At 44.9% G+C, this 17,971-nt stretch carries 16 protein-coding genes; all 16 read right to left on the bottom strand.

Going from position 1 to position 17,971, the window contains the following annotated elements; all coding sequences use genetic code 11:
* Positions 1 to 125: 125 nt before the first annotated feature.
* Positions 126 to 1,589 (bottom strand): protein adenylyltransferase SelO, encoded by a 1,464-nt coding sequence (locus JBW_RS18105; protein ID WP_235333986.1) that lies wholly within the window; start codon positions 1,587 to 1,589, stop codon positions 126 to 128.
* Positions 1,590 to 1,906: 317 nt separating this feature from the next.
* On the bottom strand, positions 1,907 to 2,527 hold the full coding sequence (locus JBW_RS18110) for a superoxide dismutase (protein ID WP_007960562.1): 621 nt from the start codon (positions 2,525 to 2,527) through the stop codon (positions 1,907 to 1,909).
* Positions 2,528 to 2,795: 268 nt separating this feature from the next.
* Positions 2,796 to 3,323, bottom strand: coding sequence for an N-acetylmuramoyl-L-alanine amidase family protein (locus tag JBW_RS18115; protein WP_007960561.1), 528 nt, complete (start codon positions 3,321 to 3,323; stop codon positions 2,796 to 2,798).
* A 1-nt stretch (position 3,324) separates the two neighbouring features.
* The gene (locus JBW_RS18120; protein ID WP_007960559.1) at positions 3,325 to 3,669 is read right to left on the bottom strand and encodes a hypothetical protein; all 345 of its coding nucleotides are present in this window, start codon (positions 3,667 to 3,669) and stop codon (positions 3,325 to 3,327) included.
* The gene (locus JBW_RS18125; RefSeq protein ID WP_007960558.1) at positions 3,670 to 3,930 is read right to left on the bottom strand and encodes a hypothetical protein; all 261 of its coding nucleotides are present in this window, start codon (positions 3,928 to 3,930) and stop codon (positions 3,670 to 3,672) included.
* A gap of 156 nt (positions 3,931 to 4,086) precedes the next feature.
* Positions 4,087 to 8,214, bottom strand: a complete 4,128-nt coding sequence (locus JBW_RS18130) for a hypothetical protein (protein WP_007960554.1) — start codon at positions 8,212 to 8,214, stop codon at positions 4,087 to 4,089.
* 108 nt (positions 8,215 to 8,322) lie between these two features.
* Positions 8,323 to 9,534 (bottom strand): hypothetical protein, encoded by a 1,212-nt coding sequence (locus JBW_RS18135; protein WP_007960552.1) that lies wholly within the window; start codon positions 9,532 to 9,534, stop codon positions 8,323 to 8,325.
* On the bottom strand, positions 9,531 to 10,682 hold the full coding sequence (locus tag JBW_RS18140) for a radical SAM/SPASM domain-containing protein (protein ID WP_082076236.1): 1,152 nt from the start codon (positions 10,680 to 10,682) through the stop codon (positions 9,531 to 9,533). The genes JBW_RS18135 and JBW_RS18140 overlap by 4 nt, the downstream gene beginning before the upstream one ends.
* On the bottom strand, positions 10,670 to 11,857 hold the full coding sequence (locus JBW_RS18145) for a radical SAM protein (RefSeq protein WP_007960549.1): 1,188 nt from the start codon (positions 11,855 to 11,857) through the stop codon (positions 10,670 to 10,672). Before JBW_RS18145 ends, JBW_RS18140 begins: the two co-directional genes overlap by 13 nt.
* Positions 11,858 to 13,096: a radical SAM protein gene (locus tag JBW_RS18150; protein WP_007960547.1), complete on the bottom strand. Its 1,239-nt coding sequence runs from the start codon at positions 13,094 to 13,096 to the stop codon at positions 11,858 to 11,860. It lies immediately after the preceding gene.
* Between the two features lie 21 nt (positions 13,097 to 13,117).
* A complete protein-coding gene (locus JBW_RS18155; protein WP_007960546.1) occupies positions 13,118 to 13,768 on the bottom strand; it encodes a hypothetical protein in 651 nt (216 codons plus the stop codon).
* Positions 13,765 to 15,105 carry a radical SAM/SPASM domain-containing protein gene (locus tag JBW_RS18160; protein WP_007960543.1) on the bottom strand — a complete coding sequence of 447 codons (1,341 nt, stop codon included), beginning with the start codon at positions 15,103 to 15,105 and terminating at the stop codon, positions 13,765 to 13,767. The genes JBW_RS18155 and JBW_RS18160 overlap by 4 nt, the downstream gene beginning before the upstream one ends.
* Before the next feature lie 17 nt (positions 15,106 to 15,122).
* Positions 15,123 to 15,881: a phage tail protein gene (locus tag JBW_RS18165; protein WP_007960542.1), complete on the bottom strand. Its 759-nt coding sequence runs from the start codon at positions 15,879 to 15,881 to the stop codon at positions 15,123 to 15,125.
* 67 nt (positions 15,882 to 15,948) lie between these two features.
* Complete coding sequence (locus JBW_RS18170; RefSeq protein WP_007960541.1) at positions 15,949 to 16,521, bottom strand: phage tail protein I; 573 nt, start codon at positions 16,519 to 16,521, stop codon at positions 15,949 to 15,951.
* The gene (locus tag JBW_RS18175; protein WP_007960540.1) at positions 16,514 to 17,629 is read right to left on the bottom strand and encodes a baseplate assembly protein; all 1,116 of its coding nucleotides are present in this window, start codon (positions 17,627 to 17,629) and stop codon (positions 16,514 to 16,516) included. Before JBW_RS18175 ends, JBW_RS18170 begins: the two co-directional genes overlap by 8 nt.
* Entirely contained in the window at positions 17,622 to 17,930 is a 309-nt protein-coding gene (locus JBW_RS18180; protein WP_007960539.1) for a GPW/gp25 family protein, read from the bottom strand. Before JBW_RS18180 ends, JBW_RS18175 begins: the two co-directional genes overlap by 8 nt.
* Positions 17,931 to 17,971: the final 41 nt, after the last annotated feature.

Consider the following 17,971-nt stretch of genomic DNA (forward strand, 5'->3'; position numbering starts at 1 on the left):
GCAGGAGTTGGTCACAAGATTTCTCTTTTGCTCTAATGCTGTTGAAGAAAGTAAAAGAATCTAAGGTAAACTAAAATCATTCTTCTCAAGTGAGGGATAACATGAACCATTCTTATGCTTTTATATCAAGTACCGCAAAAGGTTCGATAAGGATAAGCAGATGGCCCAGGCAGTGTGGAATAATCAGCCTGTTCGGGGGAGTGGGCGTAGGGGGTTGAAAGAACAGCAAGAAGCCGCTCCATCACGCTGTAATCACCTTGCACTGCGGCTTCTAGTGCGGCTTCTACACGGTGGTTGCGAGGGATTATCCCAGGATTGCTGTTTCGCATCAATTGATTCGAAGCTGCTTTCGCTTCCTGCTGCCTGCCTAGTCTTGCCTGCCACCGCTCATGCCACTGAGCAAATTCTGTGGTTCCAAATAGTTCCATATCCTTTGGAGCATCAAAAGTTAATGCGCGGAAAGTATTAGTATAATCCCCACGATACTTATGCATCATATTGAGAAGGTCTTCAATAAGGGATTCATCCTGTAATTCTTCATTAAATAGTCCCAGTTTTGCCCTCATTCCCGCGAGCCAATTATAGTGATATAAGTCACTAAACTCTGAAATTGCGTCCTGAGCTATTTTGACAGCCTGCTCCCCATTGGCATGCAGCAGCGGTAATAGGGTTTCAGCAAATCTTGCGAGATTCCACCCGGCAATATGCGGCTGATTGCCATAGGCATAGCGGCCTCTCATGTCAATGGAACTGAATACCGTTCCCGGGTCATAGGCGTCCATGAAGGCGCAAGGACCATAATCAATCGTTTCGCCACTCAGGGCCATGTTGTCCGTATTCATCACTCCGTGTATAAAGCCAACCAACTGCCATTTGGCAATCAATGCTGCCTGACGCTTGATCACTTCCTGCAGGAGGAAAAGGTAGGGATTCTCAGCAGCGTCAGCACCCGGAAAATGTCGTTGCAAGGTATAATCGGCCAGAGATCGGAGATCTTCAACCGTTCCCCATTCCGAAATGTATTGAAAGGTACCGACACGCAGATGACTGGCAGCCACGCGAGTCAGAATGGCACCGGGCTGTTCGCTTTCGCGGATTACTGACTCACCGCTTGTCACCACCGCTAGGCTGCGGGTGGTTGCAATATCAAGTGCATGCATTGCTTCGCTGATGATGTATTCGCGGAGCATAGGTCCCAGTGCCGCTCGACCATCGCCACGACGGGAGTATGGCGTTCTGCCTGAACCCTTGAGCTGAATATCAAATCGCGCTCCCAGGGGAGTGATCTGCTCACCAAGCAGCACAGCCCGGCCGTCCCCTAGCATGGTAAAGTTGCCAAATTGATGCCCCGCATACGCTTGAGCAAGAGGCAAAGCGCCTTTAGGAATCTGGTTGCCAGCGAGCACCGCAACGCCCTCTTTGCTTTGCAGCACCTGGACATTCAACCCCAGGGTTGCTGCCAGTGGATCATTGAGAATGATCAATTTCGGCGAACGTACAGCGGTTGGGCTCTGTCTGGTAAAAAATGATTCTGGCAGATGGGTATAACTGTTGTCTAGATTCCATCCTGTTTCCATCTTTGTCATCATTTCTCCTTTTCTTCTTTTGGTATTCTAGTACATTCCGTCACCTAAAAGCCAATGGCAATTTTGCAGTCTTGCAAACTTATCCAATGTTTTAAATGACGCAATGTACTCGTTTTCCTTTTATATAACAACAATAGATATTCTATGCTTTTTTAACTTGCCTTATATACCAACACAAAGCAGACCCTTTTAGTGTCTGCTCTTGCCAATTTATTATACCATCACATAGGATTGATCGTAAAAACAAGACTCCGTGCTCAACAAAAGCACCGGAGCCTCACAATTTCTTGAATCGTGTTATTCATTTGTTCTCAAAACCATTATGTAATCGACGCTTCGTATAATCTAGCCACCTCTTTCCAATCAATTACTTGAAAGAAACCTTCGATATAATCGGGACGCAGGTTTTTGTACTTTAAATAATAAGCATGCTCCCATACATCAATAGCGAGAATGGGTATCCATTTGCTGCCTGGTTCCATAAGAGGATTGTCTTGATTGGGAGTAGAGCTGATTGCAAGATTTCCTGCAGAATCGGTGGAAAGCCACGCCCATCCTGAACCAAATCGGCCAATAGCTGCAGATTTTATTTTTTCTTTAAAACCAGCAAAACTTCCGAATTCTTTCTCGATTTGTTTTGCCAGGAGCCCTGTCGGCTCTGTGCCACCTTCGGGTGACATGATTGTAAAATAGAGATTGTGATTATAGTATCCGCCTCCATTATTCTGGATAGCAGCTCGCAGCGTCGCATCAGAAATAGCAGGCAGATTTGCCAAAATTTCCTCTACGGTCTTGCCGGATAGCTCTGGGACTTTTTCCAACGCCACATTAAAATTATTGGTATAAGCCGCATGATGCTTGGTATAATGCGTCCTCATGGTAAGTTCATCAATATGAGGCTCCAATGCCTCAAACCCATATTTTAATTCTACCTGTTTCATCTTAGAAACCTCCTTTGATTATCTGTTTTGTATTTATATCATACTATCCTAGTAGGAAATAGTCAATATATTTTAGTGTTTTTAATTATTTAATAATTATTATTTTGCGTATCGCTAAAACTGAAGATAGATAAAAAAAGCCCTCAGCTGAACGTTAACGTCAGCCGAGGGCTCATGCTTCGACAACAAAGCTTTGAAGTGATCTTTGCAGTTAAAAATATGCGCAGCCATGAACTAAGTCCTATTATACGTGCACAAAGGGAGTCTGCTATCTCCAATAATCACTAATGCCACGAGCTATAGCTCTGGCATATTCATACTGAAGCGCAGCATCTCCCAAACAGCCTGCCTCTTCATCATTGGAAATAAAGGCTATTTCTACTAAAGCCGCAGGTGCATCCGTATTCTTTAGGACATAAAAATTTGCTGTTTTAATGCCCCTGTCAATAAATCCACTCGCATCAACCAGTTGCTGTTGAATACAACTCGCCAGCTTGCATCCTTGTACACTTCTATCCATATAGTAGGTTTCCGTGCCCCTTGCCATGAGATTTGCAGCACTGTTGCAATGGATGGATATAAACAAGTCTGCGCCCCACTGATTGGCTTGATCGCAGATATAGGACAGACTGTCATTTTGCACTACACACGTTGCATAGCCCACCTGCCCTAAAAGATCACTAACGTGCTGGCCGATCGTTCTTACAACATCAGCCTCCTGCAGCTGTGTGCGCTGGTTAACTGCACCAGGATCAATACCTGGTGCATGTCCGGGATTAATCAATATTTTAGCCATCCTATTGATCCTCCTCATGAAAGTCCGGCGTATTCGCTGACTGCTGCATACGTCGAATAGCCGCAACCTCAGCATCAATGATCCAGCCAACAAGAACCGCGGGTATCAAAACTTTCCGCCAGCCCAAAATCTCGCAGATTTGCTGAATGGCCGCCCGGCGCTTTTCTGAGTTCTCCATATTGTCAGCCAAGCGGTCCAGTTCAAAAATTACACTGCGGATAAAATCACGCAGCGGACTGTCTGATAGTGCCTTATACAAAAAATGCAGGACAACGGCCAAAACATTAACCGCCAGGATAACCCCGGCGGCCCATGCGAAGATTTGTGATTCTGTTGTTGATAACATCTAACGTCCTCCCCGTTGAATAATAAACGCAATTACTTGCAAAATAAAACCTATTCCAGCCGAGATGTACCCGGCTGTACGGTATACGTTATCAATTCGTTTATGCGCTGATTTTGTAGACTCATCAGCCTTTGCCAAAGCGATCTCATGAGCCTGAATGCGCGCCTGACATGGCGGGCACTGTGCAAGTACAATATCCATCTTAGTTTCAAGTCTGATTAATCGGTCAGATAGTTCTCTCTCAAATTCTTTTTCTCCCAAGCTCCCACCCCCAAATAAGAGATGCCTTACGTTCCGATGACCAAGTCGCTCTAAGACTCCCATCTTCTCCAAGTGGGAGTTAAGAGCGACTAAGTCCCTGGATAAGTGCGGCTAAGATTCAGATGGAGTTAAAACTCCACCTGAATCAAGTCTTCTTTATCCAAGGATAGAAACCGTCGGACTGGGATTACTTGCCTTGCCAAACCAATTTTGGGTGGTCGTATCAGTTGGCGGGCAATTAAGCAGGCTTATCTTTGCTTCACTGCCGGTAAAGCTTGTCGTTAATCCGGTATTTTCTTCAAAAACTGCCGCCCACACAATATCCACATTCGTAGTGATTTGCTGAAAGCTGGCTAATTTGAACATATGCAGCTCTTCATGATAAGCTCCCTCGAAATGCATATAATAGAGTGCTCTTCCTCCAATTATTTTAGCTGTGATATTACGGAATCGTAGTTCTGGGAGCTTAAAATCAAAGACTTTTGGCGGAACAGGATTTTGATGAAATAAACCATATACCAGGGAAAAGGCATGAACCGACTGATGTGAGACAATATGAATATTCTCTGCTATAATCGTTCCGGTAAATGGTCTTCCAAAAGTGTTGTTTAACTCGATCATATTATTTCCATGTGTCATGCTGGATACGTTCTGATAATGGAAGGTGCAGTTAGTAATTGTCACCAATCCATTACCCGAACCAATCTGAACCCCAATATTATGGAAGATTACCCGGTCGATAAACAAATTGCTGAAATAATGGTGAACGTCAATTCTGTTGATCTCACAAGCCGTAAAATGAATATCTTTTACACACTCCATAGCCGTTGCTCCCCAGTATCCATTGATCCTGCAGCCATGAACCCGTACACCCATGCAGTTTCTCATGCGCAAAAAGTAACCGGACGTTCCTTTTGTCTGCCAGTTGGTATCACGTCCAGCAGTGTTGAAACCATTAACATTTTGAATATCAACATTGTAAGAGTCCCAAATATAGAATATAGCATTTTTAAACACGCTGTTTCGTAAAGAATTCCTATGGGGACGAATTGTAAAATCCTTAATTAACGTATTGTGCCGATTTACGTTTAATAGATTTAAATAGACGTCATTGGAAGTTTCAATGCTTACATCACACCCTATGAAGGTAAGCCTCTTTTCCGGTATAAAAGTGTAGGTAAAGACGAAGGTGGAAGTTACGGTTTCACCGTTGACAACAACAGGATTTCCTCCCGCGTTGCTCCATTCGGCTGTCAGCGGTCCTGTACAAATACCGTGCATATCGTGTACTAATAATTCTTCTCTGGGTACACTGTATAATTCACCGTAGTTGTCTCGTACACAATAAGGGTCTTCGGTCAGTTTTATTACCGTATTGGCCGGCAGACTGTTATCGATCATTTCAAAATACGATGAACCTTCCAAAAGCTGCGCCTTCTGCTCGGCACTCACGGGATATGCATAATAAACATCACGGCTGTCTCCCACCACATACCATCGGGAATTATTTGCATCTGTCATCTTGATTGTGCTTCCGGACAAATCAACGTCCGTCATCACAGAAATGGCATTTTGGGAACCTTTATAGATAATTCCCCCGTGCTGTTCCACCCGGACATGATTGGCATTCGCATAGGTATGAGCCTGACTGATTGCTATTTCATCATCGGTAGTGCCATCAAGGGCGGCCCCGAACATTTTGTAAGAGACAAAATCTCTATTGTCAATAAGAGCAAACAGACTATTGTCAAGCCGGATTGCCCAAGCTTTTCCTTCGTCAGTGCCTGCTATTCGGTATAAAGCGCCCCCTCCGTCATGAACGGTTTCTCTGCCTAACGTCTTGACCCGTAAGCCGGCCTTCAATGTAATATCGGCTTTCATATATCCAATATTTTCATAGTATGCAAGTGTTGCAGGCAAAAGAGAGTATGAGAGTTTCCCTTGGGAATTCAGGGCAGCAATTTTTCCTTCATCAACCGCTCCCTGTGACTCTTGAATAATATCAGGCAGTTTTCCTCTGCCGCCGTCTCCGCCCTTCTTTAAAGCCAAATCAGCCAGGCTGAAGAAGCAGGCAGCATCTGAGACCGTCATAACCGGTGAAGCATAGAACAGATGATGTTCTTCCACGCGTTTGAGTATGTCAAGCAGCACAGATACGCTGTTGACGTAATAGGCATAACCCAGATGCGCTCCCAGAGATGGAGCATTCGCAATATCATTTCTGGACCACCACTCCGGAAACTGCTCGTTGGCCCATCGAACGGCTCTGGCATAGTCTTTTGCATCCAAAGGTACAGACCACAAGGCCGGCCATAACTGCGTCATGATCCACGGATGAAACGGTGCCGGTTTCAGATTTTCATCCATTTCTGCATTTACTTCATATTTATAGCAGCCTTCATATTCATCATATATTGTGCCTAAGACGGCAAGCAGCTCATCCTTTATTGGAAGTAAGGTATCCGCATAAGCTTTGTCCTTCAGATAGTTAGAAAATATATTGATAGCGCTTACCAGTCCGGCATAACTTTCACAGTTATTCATCAAATACCTTGCTGCATATTCCTCGCCGCTTGGATGCTGATCATTCTGGAAAGCTTTTGTTAATCCCCGATCCAGCTGCGATGTTAAATTTTGCTGAATGATCTCTTTAATGACCTGTCCATACGTATACTCTTCATGAGGAGATGGAAATCCCAGCCATTTGCTATCATTCGTGGCTGACAAATATTGATCAATGGCCCACACCAAGCGTGCCGCATAAGAATCATGAGCACTCTCGTCGCGCGTTGTACGAAAATCAGGGCTGCTGTCTTTCCAAAACCACTGCGCTGTTCCATGATACTCACCCACGCATTTCCATAGGATGTCATGATCCTGGCATGTGTCTCCTAATACGGCATTCTCTGAAAATACAGCGGTATCTCCGGCAATACCGGCATGCCGGCACTCCCACACCCGTCCTTTCGTATTCGGTCCGGCTACTTTCATTCCAACCTGATAGGCTTTTCCTGCTACCCACAAGCGGATGCAATGCTTTATAGCAGTCCGTATATACTGCCCGGCTTCTATCGGAAATTTAGCTGCCATTAAACCACACGCCATACTACCTGAACGCCATTCTATACCAGTTGCCGGTGATTGCCGCCATGCCCCTTCATAGCCTTGGCATCCGGCATAGCGCAATACTGCCGTCCCTGACTTTACTTCTGCATCAACTTGCACTTCCGGTTCTTTATTGTCCAGCATGCCTGAAGTAACAACTCTCCATAAATCCCCTGTGGAAGTCAAAACGACGTCGCCTCTCTTCTGATCGGCAGCTGACCAGGTATGACTGGCTTCCGGTATGATATACCGGTCTTTAAACAAATCTATTGTAAAGGGTACTTTCGTTTCTTGGGCTTTAACTGCATACCGTGTGCCCCTGGCATAAATCTCCGTTACTTTTTCTGCTCCGGCTGCAATCCGGCACAAATGCAGCTTATCGCTATAACGGGGCAAAGAATCCTCCTGACCGGCTGCACGCTTTTCATAAAAGAGATTTCCTGAACGCTCCAGCCAGACATCCGTAATGTTTGAAGCTTCAAAAGTTTTCGACCAGGGCTGGATTTCCACCCGTAAGGGAATGGCTGTCAGTGTGGGAAACATGGCAACCAGAAAAGGAAAGTTCACGGCTAAGTTTTCCGGATCTGGAATGGCATCCCAGGCAACGATGTAAGGATGAAACTCTCCTTCACTGAACAGTTGATCGATCGTTGCGATTTCCTCACCCCTCTTGCCCCCGACGGTTTCAGCATTGCCGCCATTAGCAGGAAGCGCTGCCGGCGTATTTTTCAGATCATGATAATCACCGGTTAATGCAACGTCCGAGAACGCAGGAAGGTCCTCTTTGGTGTGCGTATGCCTGGCAGGCGCGGCTCCCGCTTCCTGTGGAGTATGGGTATGGGCAAAATCAATAATGTGCGTTTTAGTATGGGTGTGTTCAGCAGTGGCAAAGTCAGTGTCATGTTTGCCGTTCAGCATATCGGCATTACCGCCATTGGCCGGCAGCGAAGAAGGTTTGTTGCGCAAATCATTATAGTCGCCTGACACTGCGATGTCAGCAAGCACAGGAAAATCAGTAATCTCTGCTTTCTTATGGCTATGGGCGACCGGGGCAAAATCACTGGCGTGTTTACCTTCCAGCGTCTCTGCGTCACCTACACCCTTGGGTATATTCTTAAGATCCAGGTAATCGCCGCTTGTAGCAACTTTTGCTAACTCGGGTAATATTCTACATTTCATTTTCTTGCCTCCTATGATATTCTTGCTCCTAATATTTGGCTGAAATGGACTTGCTGCAAAAACGGATAAGCATTTTTATATGCAGGATGGAACGAATGCTGTGTTAAATCACATTCGTTCCATTAGAAGGTATTTTAGACTGGCCATATGGCGAAAACTTTCGAAGTGCGGTGCATTAAAATCAATGTATTCTTTGATTTGCTGCATTTCAATAGAACAGTGTGCACCGATTCCTGCCGCAGTGGTATGCATCGCAGCACAATACTGGGATTGTAATACTGCTGGAGAACTATTGAAATCGGCAGTTATTGCTTTCTCACCTGCACTCATATGCTCAAGCGCGATCTTTTGCGGAAACTCGGGAATTTTACACTCTACAATGTGCCGGTATTTTGTCACCATTTGCAGGTAATACATTGTCCAGCGATCATTTAGATAATTAAGTGCTTTAACGCTTTGTTCACGGTTATCTGGGGTAAACGACCGGTTGATCATTTCTACAATCATTCCCAGGGTCTCAAAATATTTCTCACTTCGTAAATCAAAGAAACATTTAGCAATTGCATCCAGCAATTGCAGCTTGTAGTAATTGAACTTAGAATATTTAAATGTATTGGCCGTAAAAATTGGCACAACCTCTTCTTCAACTACTGTAACCAGTTCTTGACAAGGTCCGAAATAATCTAGCATAGTAGCAAAAAAATCAAACATTTGAAATACTTTGCAGTGCCGCATCAAATTCACAATATAATCCGTATGGCCAAACAGCGTGCAAATCCCTTCAATCATGACATCCATTTGCTTACAATAGTCCTGGAACATACCTATTGTAAGACGCCTATCCGGATGATTAAACTCTTCATGCTTGATTAAGAAGCATTTGTATGTGAAATATTCTTCATGAAGTTTCTCGGAAAAAACTTGTTTACTTTCTTCTATCAGCCTGATAAATTCCTCGATGTATTGCAACACTGCCGGCTCAGTTGATAGATAATGAACAATACCGATCAAATTCTGATAAATGAATAGTTTATTCTCTAAATCTGTTTCGGTCTTCAGCATTTCCATCAGAACCGTTTCATCATTGGTTTCCATTATTTGGGCATTGCGCAATAATACCGGCGACAGTACCCGGGTAAATATCACCTCTCTCTTCGCTAACAACTCTATACCGCCATTATCGTTAATTTCCTCTTCTTTAACGATGCGTTCTACGAAGTCGTCTGCTTGCAAGGCATTATTGAGAGCAGACTCCCACTCTTGATACTCCGAATCCTCTTTAAGGATTCGGTATACGCGCTCAGGAAGAAAACCGATCACTTTCCATCACTCCTTGGTAAGCTATAGTTTAACGCCCATCGTTGATACTTCTGAAGGTATCCCGCCAGCATTGTCTTTTCTTCTAGAGTCAAATGATTTATCCATGCAGAGATCTCATGGTAAAAAACTTGGATGGTTTCGCATTGATGCGGACAATAATAATCATCAAAATGTTCCCCCTGCTGGATATAGCGCTCATAACGGCAGCCCCCGTCACAAAGGCAATCTACAGGGCATCTTTGACAATCATCATGACTGCACTTTCTTTTAATGACATCAAAAACCTCATTGTTTATCCCGTTTTCGCAAATATTGCCGACTTTATAGCGGCCATAATCCAACTGACTGAAAATGGTGCATGGATACAAATCTCCATTGGGACGCATGACAACATAATTGCCGGCATCACAAGAGGAGATATTATTATCCTTCACCATGACAGCAATGATCTTGTTCATCCAGTCCCTTGGTATATACGGTGTGGTTTTGCGAGCTAGATCCTCACCTATGGTGTATAGCGCACTGCGTAAGCCCAATCCCAGCTTACTTGAAAAGCCTGAACGGAATTCTTTCTGGTGCGCTACGACAAAATCGCCATGCACCAATCCGGGATACTCGCCCTGCAATGCCTTAAAGCCGAGATAGGTGTTTAACAGATTGGCCACATTATCATCATTGATCACGCATTTAACATCAATAGCTACCTTGTGATCCAACGTCCAGATAATCTTCTTAAAAACCTCATCTTGTATATCTTCTCCATTCAAACGGGGACGGTTGGTATTGCCTGTACCGTCCCAGGAAAGTTGTATTTCGGGGATAGGATATGCCGGATATATCTCTTCAATAAAACGTTCATAGTTTACAGTGGCGCTTGTAACCATTTGAAAGCGGCATGTATTCCAGTACTTTGCCAATACCTTTTCCATAAGCTCCAGCTCTACCAGAGGCTCACCGCCAAAAAAGATTATACGCGGCTGTTCAAAGGCAAAGGAAGCAATCAGTTTATCAATATATTCCATGGGCATAGTCTCCCGCCGCTCCCGGTTCCTGATATAGCAATATACGCATCGGTTAGGGCAGAACTCGGTTAAAATCAGGAATATATCACGGAAGCGCCTATTGAACATTGGTTTCACCGGACACATCCCCCCTCTCTGCCAAAAGGTAGATTTTCAAGATCATAAATGGATACAACCCTGTTGTTTGCTGGTGTTGTCGGGCAGAGTTCGTTATATACCTGCCACTCACAATGGCGCATGGCGCAGGTCACACAATCAGCAGGATCGGCATTAATTATTTTTTTTATATTATCACCTTGGCAATCAAAGCAATGCAGCAGCGGATTTTGACATTGCATTGGCTTGTTGAAAATCGTAAAGTCACAATGTCTCCGGAGCTTAGCAACTGATTCAGCATTAAGACCCGTTTTGATATATCCGATACGAAACTCTTTTTTAATGAACTCGTCGTCGAGGTACTTGCTGCAGGGGTATATATGACCATCAAAGTCAATATAAAGCACTTTGCCCATACTGCTGCAGCCAAGCTTACGTACTAGATTCGAAGCCGAACTAAGCACCTCTTTGGCAAAATTCATTGGCTCCCAGTTGAGATATGTCCAGCGCTGCCCAGGATACGCATATCGTTTAAGATACTCTTTGCCGACATATCTTAATTGATCTTTGAATGTTTCAATGAAAACAGCATTTTGATACTTTTCATTGCATTCCTGATAGTCAAAAATAAAATAATACTCAAACTTCAAGCAATTGCTGTCCAGCAAAAACAACAGACTATTGTAGAGATTATCCATGGTATCAGGTGTAATGGCATATCGTACAATGACCTGCCTGTTCCAGCGGCTTTTGCCAAGCAGCTTAATTTTCTCGTTAAAAAAACTGTCGTCAAATTGCGGATTGTCGGAACGCCTTGTTGCTGTCACCGAATGGGTGCCATCCCAAGACAGCTTTGTTCCATTGGCATTTAAAAGTCCCAGGTCAATCCAGTCCATAATTTTTTCAAGATAGGTTCCATTCGTTGTCAGCCGGATCGTCAATTTCATATCGCGCTTCTTTTCAATTTTTCTGATTTGTTTAAGCCCGTGCATTACTTCATCACTATGGAGAGAGAGTTCTCCTCCGCACAGATTGATCCAAAGTTCATCTCCTAGCGGAAGCATGTAAAGTAAACGTGACAAATCATCGAAACTATGTTCCGTTCGTTCTTTGCATTTGCCGTAAAGAGGGAAAAAACAATAGCTGCAGTTCAGATTGCATAAGGATGATACCGCATATTCGATTCCTGTCACCTGCTCATACATTTATTCACCGCCTTTCCGAAGGGGAAGCTGATGATAATTGCCAGTGCTTAACCGTTCAAAATTCCAGTCTTGTACAAAATCATAGCGATCCGCAAACATTTTCTGTTCCTCTTCTGATAATCGGATATCCCCTTTGCGAAGCTCAAAGGCGCAGCGCTCCATGCCCCTCATTACACAGGTCTGACAATTCCTCGCATTCAGTTGCCCTGATCTGGCCTTATTTAGCGCAGGGCATTCAAAGCAATGCAAATTATTGCATGACAGATAATCACAACTGGGAGCGTGCATATAATCATCAATGAATTGGCAGACAGTTTTTTCATCAAATCCGGTATGGATATCCCCTAGCACATAGGGAGCAGCCGCACTGTTTTTCATTGTATAATCGCAGTTCGAATAGGGATCAAAATATCCGCAGGGGAAAATACGGCCATCATAAGCAATGTAGAGAGACCGGCCAAGATGGCGGCAGCTTACCGAACGTTGTTTATTATCAGTGGTCTTCCTTACATGATCGACAAAGTAAAGGCTGTCCCAATTAGAAAACGTCCAGCGATTCTGCCGATTATGATAACGCCTGCAATATTCACCGATAATCATTTGCAGCTGTGCATGAAACTGTTCCGCAAATTTCTGGCTTTTATATGCTTCACACTCAGTGAGAAAGTAATATTCCCATTTCGTACAGCCGGTATCAAGCAGATATAAAACCGCTTCGTACAAATCATCCACCGTGTCAGGAGTTACCGCTGTGCGTACCAATACCGATTGATTGTATTTGCTTTTTCCCAGCAGCCGAATCTTACTGTTAAAAAACTCGTCGGTAAACAGCGGATTCTTGGGCTTCCTCGACCTGGAGGCAGAATAGATTCCGTCCCATGATAATTTTGTGCCGTCAGGCTCCAGCAATCCCTCGTCCATCATGTCGATAATGCCTTCCATGTTGGTACCATTCGTGATAACGGTAAAATTCATTTTTAAATCTTGTTTTCGCTCCAGCTTTTTCAACTCTCTTATTCCGTAACGCATCTCATCCAAAAATAAAGAAACTTCTCCGCCGGTAAGCTTTATTTCCAGCGAATCCCGGAAAGGCAGCTGACTCAGAAAGCATGCCAGTGCATCAAAGTCTGTAAAGATGTCGTTGCGTTCTTTAATTTCTTTGGTTTGAAAACAATAGACACAGTCCAGGTTGCAGTAGGACGACACTTTATAAGTAATTTCTTTGATTAGTGAAAACATAGAGCTCCCTCCCGTGCTGTATTAGCTCCATCCTCCACAGTTTTGATTATGGCAGGTATTATTATTACAACCCTGACAAGCCAGCTGGCAGGAAGTCTGACAGCTCACCTGGCAGGTACGAGCGCATAAGTCACCATTCCACCAGATGTTTTTGCCATCAAGATAAGCATTAAACCTCACCAGATTATCACGAACTGTGTTAATCGTATTTGCTGCAGCTTTGCTCCCTGCCGCCTGATTGGCAACCGCTGCCAGACCCAATGAGGCGGTATCTCCGGGGATCATGCTCTGACTGGCTGCCTGCAGGTTCTTATACGAATTAATAAAATTGTTAATATTATTAATACTTAAACGCTGCTGTCCACCAGTAAAAAAGGTTTTGGTAGAATTATATAAACTTTGACTGCCGCTGTCATAGCCGGGCAGGCGGGGAGCTTTTAAGTTGTCAGGTACAGGCTGCCTCAGGCTGCCGCTGTTGTTCACACGGCCCCCACCCTGAGGAACAGCAGGATTATAATAGATCGAGGTCACACCGCATAGTTCATTATGAACCACCAGAATGACATCGATAATTTGTTTGATTTCAAAGGGTGTAACTTTAGTCGTATTAGGAACGGCAGCGTCAGGAATCGTATATTGCGCACTGCCTCGCCTAGCATAAATCGGCATCATGATTCCCCTTTCGTATTTTGTATAATGTCCAACCACGTATAAAGCGGATATAACTTTTTCAGGAAATATTGCCGGAAGCTTGGCAGCAATATCTCTTCATACTCATCCATATATCCATAAAATTTAGTCAGACTAACCCCAAACTCCGGAGTTTCAATATCCATATCGCACAGCTTGTCAAAATACTCTTTGATGGTCAGATTTGTCCTGAGGATATTTAACCGTTTACTGCGTAAATTAGCAGTATTCATCAACCGCTGCTGAAATGCTTTGGTCACTTGGAAACTGACAAGCAGCGTATCGCACCATGCTGAAGTCGGTGTATGCCAGTCGCCGCTTTGGGTCAGGTTTTCTGACGGACAGCCGCCGCGACATACCGGTTTTGCTTCACAGTCCTTGCACCGCTGATTCTCTCTATGAATTTTGTACTCAGGATTGACAATTTTGGAGGGGTCAATCTTACCGCTTAAAATATTGCCAATCTTCAAGTGTTCATACTGGTCATCGATGGTATGACGCTGATGGCAAGGTAAAATATCCCCGTCGATGCCAATGGAACACCATCGGCTTGTACCTGCCGTACAAGGTTCAATCTCTTCTTTTACAGGCTCCAGAACATGTTCGATGTAGTCGTCAATAACTTTGAAAGCAATATTCTTACGGTTATTCACATCATTTGCAATCACCAGGAAATACTCGTATAGCTCTTGAAGAGAATTCCTGAATGCAAGCAGCTGTTCTTCGGGCCAGGCAACATCCGTTACCGGTACGGGAGCAATATTGTAAATTCCCATACCAACAATATGCTCTACTCCCTTGGCCATATCGGCAGCATCTTCCGGCAGCACCGTCATGCGGGCCTCCAGTAAGTAGCCCAAATCCCGCTCAATCAGCCTTTTGATATTACCGGCAACGATATCGTAAGAATGGCTGCGATTCCGGTCATGAACTGCCTTAAGACCATCAATTGATATTAGCACAAATATCTCATGTTCTTCGATATATTCCAGCATTTCCTCGGTCAACATGGTTAGATTCGTGGTAATACCCAGCCGGGCACTGTATTTTTTTTCTTTGACGTGATCGGCGAGAGCTTTGATGACCGGCCAATTGAGCAGCGGTTCCCCGCCAAAAAGGTTAATCATAAAATATTTCATATCCGGATAATGCTGTTTAAAACCTTCATAGGCAATATCTACTATGCTGACAGCAGTTTCCGGCGTCATGAAGGCACTTTCCTTGCCTGTTTCAAAACAATAGGTGCAACTCAGATTACATGAGTTAGTAATGTTTAATGTAATGGCATTTAACTGAAAATGTTCTTGAAAAGTAGACATTTTCTTCTCCTCTCTGCTTATAGATAAATGGCTCCCAAAGCCTGCCAGCCGCTTATTTTATAAATTTTTGCAAGATTGTTTGCCGTATCAATCCAAATTTCTTTATCCACTGCAGGATTTGCTGGTGCAGCAAGACCAATCGTAATGCGCACCCCTCCAACGGTTGCTGCATTGCCGCCGTTAGCAGGCATCGTGGCTGGGAAATCTGTGATTTGGCTTATCGTATGCAGATGTATCGTCGGAGCTGCGCCTGCCTGCACTGCCGTCACATGATGAGGATTATTTTTGTCATTGATATGTTCCTTTAAATCCTGCCGCGTTGCAAACAGCAGCGTATCGTTAATGATAGCTGTCACATTAGAGGCCGTACCTACGACTGTAATCAGGTCCAAAATCAACTCGACAACCCGTGAACTTCCTTTTGGCGGCAGCCACTCACTTTGGCCTCCCGAATTGGTTATGCTGTATAATATTTCTCCTTCCTGAGGATCTTTGGCATAAACGCCGACTTCACGAATAAATAACCCTGTATCGATGTCCTTATTATGCAGTACTACCCGGATACGGCTTGTTCCATCACCAATGACCGCCATATCCTGTATTATTAACGTCATTTTAGGCGCGATCAGCTGCGTTAAGGTATCAATACTTACCCCGTCTGCCAGTAATCCGTCGCCAACCATCACCTTAGTAAATTCAAGTTTAACCCCTGTTTGCGCTTTTGCTTGCAAAGCCCGGCCTTTTTTGGTTAGGGTCATCCCCGTATATTCTGCCATTGTATCGCCTCCCAAGGCTATATTATAATATTGCGAACTTGACCTTAAGTAAGCTTCTGCTGTGTCTTTACAGCACCGTCCCTTCCGGGTAAATCGTCATTGTCTTAGCAATTCGTTGTGCACCGCCAAAGTATAAATACATTTTCCTTTCCCGATACACAAAGATATCTTCCAGCCACGAGCGGACATTCTTTACTGCCGAAACCAATTCCGTCACCCGATCGAAAGTCGCTGTATCCTGAATAAGATCCGTACATTCGATTCGAAAAAAATACGGCTTTCCGCCGTATTCAAACCACTCTGCTATTTTGGCAGAACCCAAAATAAGGCGGGCCATTTCTTCCACTACCGCCGGCGTGCCTTTACGGCGATGCCAGGGAATGGAATTCTTCACAAGAGTGCGCTTGGCCGCAAGTGACAGACTGTCGTCCCAGAAATCAACATGCCATTGCCAGGCCAACAATTCAACAATATCTTCGTCAGACCAGTCCATATTGGCAAGAATGTGCAGCAACTCTCGTTGTACATCAATACACTGTATCTGCTCATTGGCAGCCTCAGCTACTGCGACCGTGCGTTCATCATTTTTTAAGCTGGAAGGCAGGAGATCAGCCATCGACACATCTTTAAAATCAGGCATTTTCCTCTCCTCCATACAAGATGCTGCTCTCTTTTACGACAGCAATCTGAGGAATCAGCAGCTCTTTAAATGCCGGCTGTCTGACTTCCACCCGTTTTGCTCCTGCATTTTCGATGCGCTTAACGAGTTCGCTGGGATTAATATCCCGGCCGATTCTGGAGCGCTGCCAAAGTACATACTCCTCAATTGCGGCATCGACCTGCTTTTTGATATGCCCTTTGAGGGGTATGTCTTCTTTGTATAAAAAATAGGTCAGATCAATGTTATACGCAATCACTTCAGGCGGCTCAACCTGAACCTTGTCGGTCAGCGGCCGCCTCTTTTTGTCATCGCATACAGACAGCACTTCATCCAGCAGCGCTTGGCCGGGAATTTCGCCTCCTGTCAGCAGCGGGCAAATTTTCACAACACCAGGCTGAGGTGAATATACAGCCACATCCATAATTTCCTGAGAGGCTGTTTTACTCCAATATTCATATGCGCCCTCCGGCCCGGTCGTGGAAAATCGTTCAGGAGCCTGCCTGATACGTTGGCGGAAAGGCTCATCGGTTTCCCTGTCGGCTCCGCCTTCACTGACCGTTAGATTCGTCACCGACTGAAACCAGGGAAACGGGTCAACAATTTGACTGATCGTTCCTGGCAGGAAATCATTGCCGCCGCTGCCTTCTGTCAGGCTTTCGGCGGCGACTTCCATACTGGTCTGCCCGATCGCCACAAGGGCATCTTCCAGCGTACTGAAAAACACATCGCCTCCGGGCGTAGCCCTTGTACCGGCCGGAATAGTCACAACCTTGTCGCGAGGTGCCGACAGCATAAAGCGCATTGTCGTCTTAGCTCTGGATGCAGGCAGGCGGGTAGTATCGACTAAATAGCCGATATGGTCAAGAAAATCTCCGGTGGCATAAGCCAGCAAATTTTGTTTGGCGCTTTGATCCATCAATACCCGCTCCTGAGCCAGCATGGAAGCAATAGACAAAAGCAGCAATCTTACCGGATCGCCTTTCGCCAGTACCCTGCCGGTCTGTTCCTGATAAGCGGTGATGACATAGTTTTCCACATCGGAAGTAGCTGTATTGACAAACTGGATTTCAGGTATATTATTAGCCATTTACTCTAACCCTCACTTTCGGTGCAAGTTTCCCCTCCAGGGCATCCCCATCGTAGATAACCTCCACTACCTCGGCGCGCGGCTCATATTTGCCGACGGCAGCGATAATCTCGCCGGTCAGCTTGGCCTTGGCCGCAGGCAGCGGACTGTCCAGCAAAGCCAGATCGACGCCGAAACTGCGGTCAAGCGGCACAGAACAGCGCACGGTAGACAGGATTGTCCTGATATTCTGCAGGATCTCAGTCATTCCTTGGGCACCAAAATCGACCTTGTCCAGCGTAGCGGTAATATCAAACTCCATGCAGTTTTCCCCTCTCTATCATGCTTGTTGACCCGCCCCAA

The organism is Pelosinus fermentans JBW45, assembly GCF_000271665.2.
In the GTDB taxonomy this organism is placed as follows: Bacteria; Bacillota; Negativicutes; order DSM-13327; family DSM-13327; genus Pelosinus; species Pelosinus baikalensis.

What these genes read in the sequence shown, in the direction of transcription:
- JBW_RS18105 (WP_235333986.1), bottom strand. Translation starts at nt 1,589, where the DNA reads ATGATGACAAAGATGGAAACAGGATGGAATCTAGACAACAGTTATACC.
- JBW_RS18115 (WP_007960561.1), bottom strand. Translation starts at nt 3,323, where the DNA reads ATGGCTAAAATATTGATTAATCCCGGACATGCACCAGGTATTGATCCT.
- JBW_RS18155 (WP_007960546.1), bottom strand. Translation starts at nt 13,768, where the DNA reads ATGATGCCGATTTATGCTAGGCGAGGCAGTGCGCAATATACGATTCCT.
- JBW_RS18160 (WP_007960543.1), bottom strand. Translation starts at nt 15,105, where the DNA reads ATGTCTACTTTTCAAGAACATTTTCAGTTAAATGCCATTACATTAAAC.
- JBW_RS18150 (WP_007960547.1), bottom strand. Translation starts at nt 13,096, where the DNA reads ATGTTTTCACTAATCAAAGAAATTACTTATAAAGTGTCGTCCTACTGC.
- JBW_RS18120 (WP_007960559.1), bottom strand. Translation starts at nt 3,669, where the DNA reads ATGTTATCAACAACAGAATCACAAATCTTCGCATGGGCCGCCGGGGTT.
- JBW_RS18130 (WP_007960554.1), bottom strand. Translation starts at nt 8,214, where the DNA reads ATGAAATGTAGAATATTACCCGAGTTAGCAAAAGTTGCTACAAGCGGC.
- JBW_RS18110 (WP_007960562.1), bottom strand. Translation starts at nt 2,527, where the DNA reads ATGAAACAGGTAGAATTAAAATATGGGTTTGAGGCATTGGAGCCTCAT.
- JBW_RS18165 (WP_007960542.1), bottom strand. Translation starts at nt 15,881, where the DNA reads ATGGCAGAATATACGGGGATGACCCTAACCAAAAAAGGCCGGGCTTTG.
- JBW_RS18145 (WP_007960549.1), bottom strand. Translation starts at nt 11,857, where the DNA reads ATGTATGAGCAGGTGACAGGAATCGAATATGCGGTATCATCCTTATGC.
- JBW_RS18175 (WP_007960540.1), bottom strand. Translation starts at nt 17,629, where the DNA reads ATGGCTAATAATATACCTGAAATCCAGTTTGTCAATACAGCTACTTCC.
- JBW_RS18140 (WP_082076236.1), bottom strand. Translation starts at nt 10,682, where the DNA reads ATGTGTCCGGTGAAACCAATGTTCAATAGGCGCTTCCGTGATATATTC.
- JBW_RS18180 (WP_007960539.1), bottom strand. Translation starts at nt 17,930, where the DNA reads ATGGAGTTTGATATTACCGCTACGCTGGACAAGGTCGATTTTGGTGCC.
- JBW_RS18170 (WP_007960541.1), bottom strand. Translation starts at nt 16,521, where the DNA reads ATGCCTGATTTTAAAGATGTGTCGATGGCTGATCTCCTGCCTTCCAGC.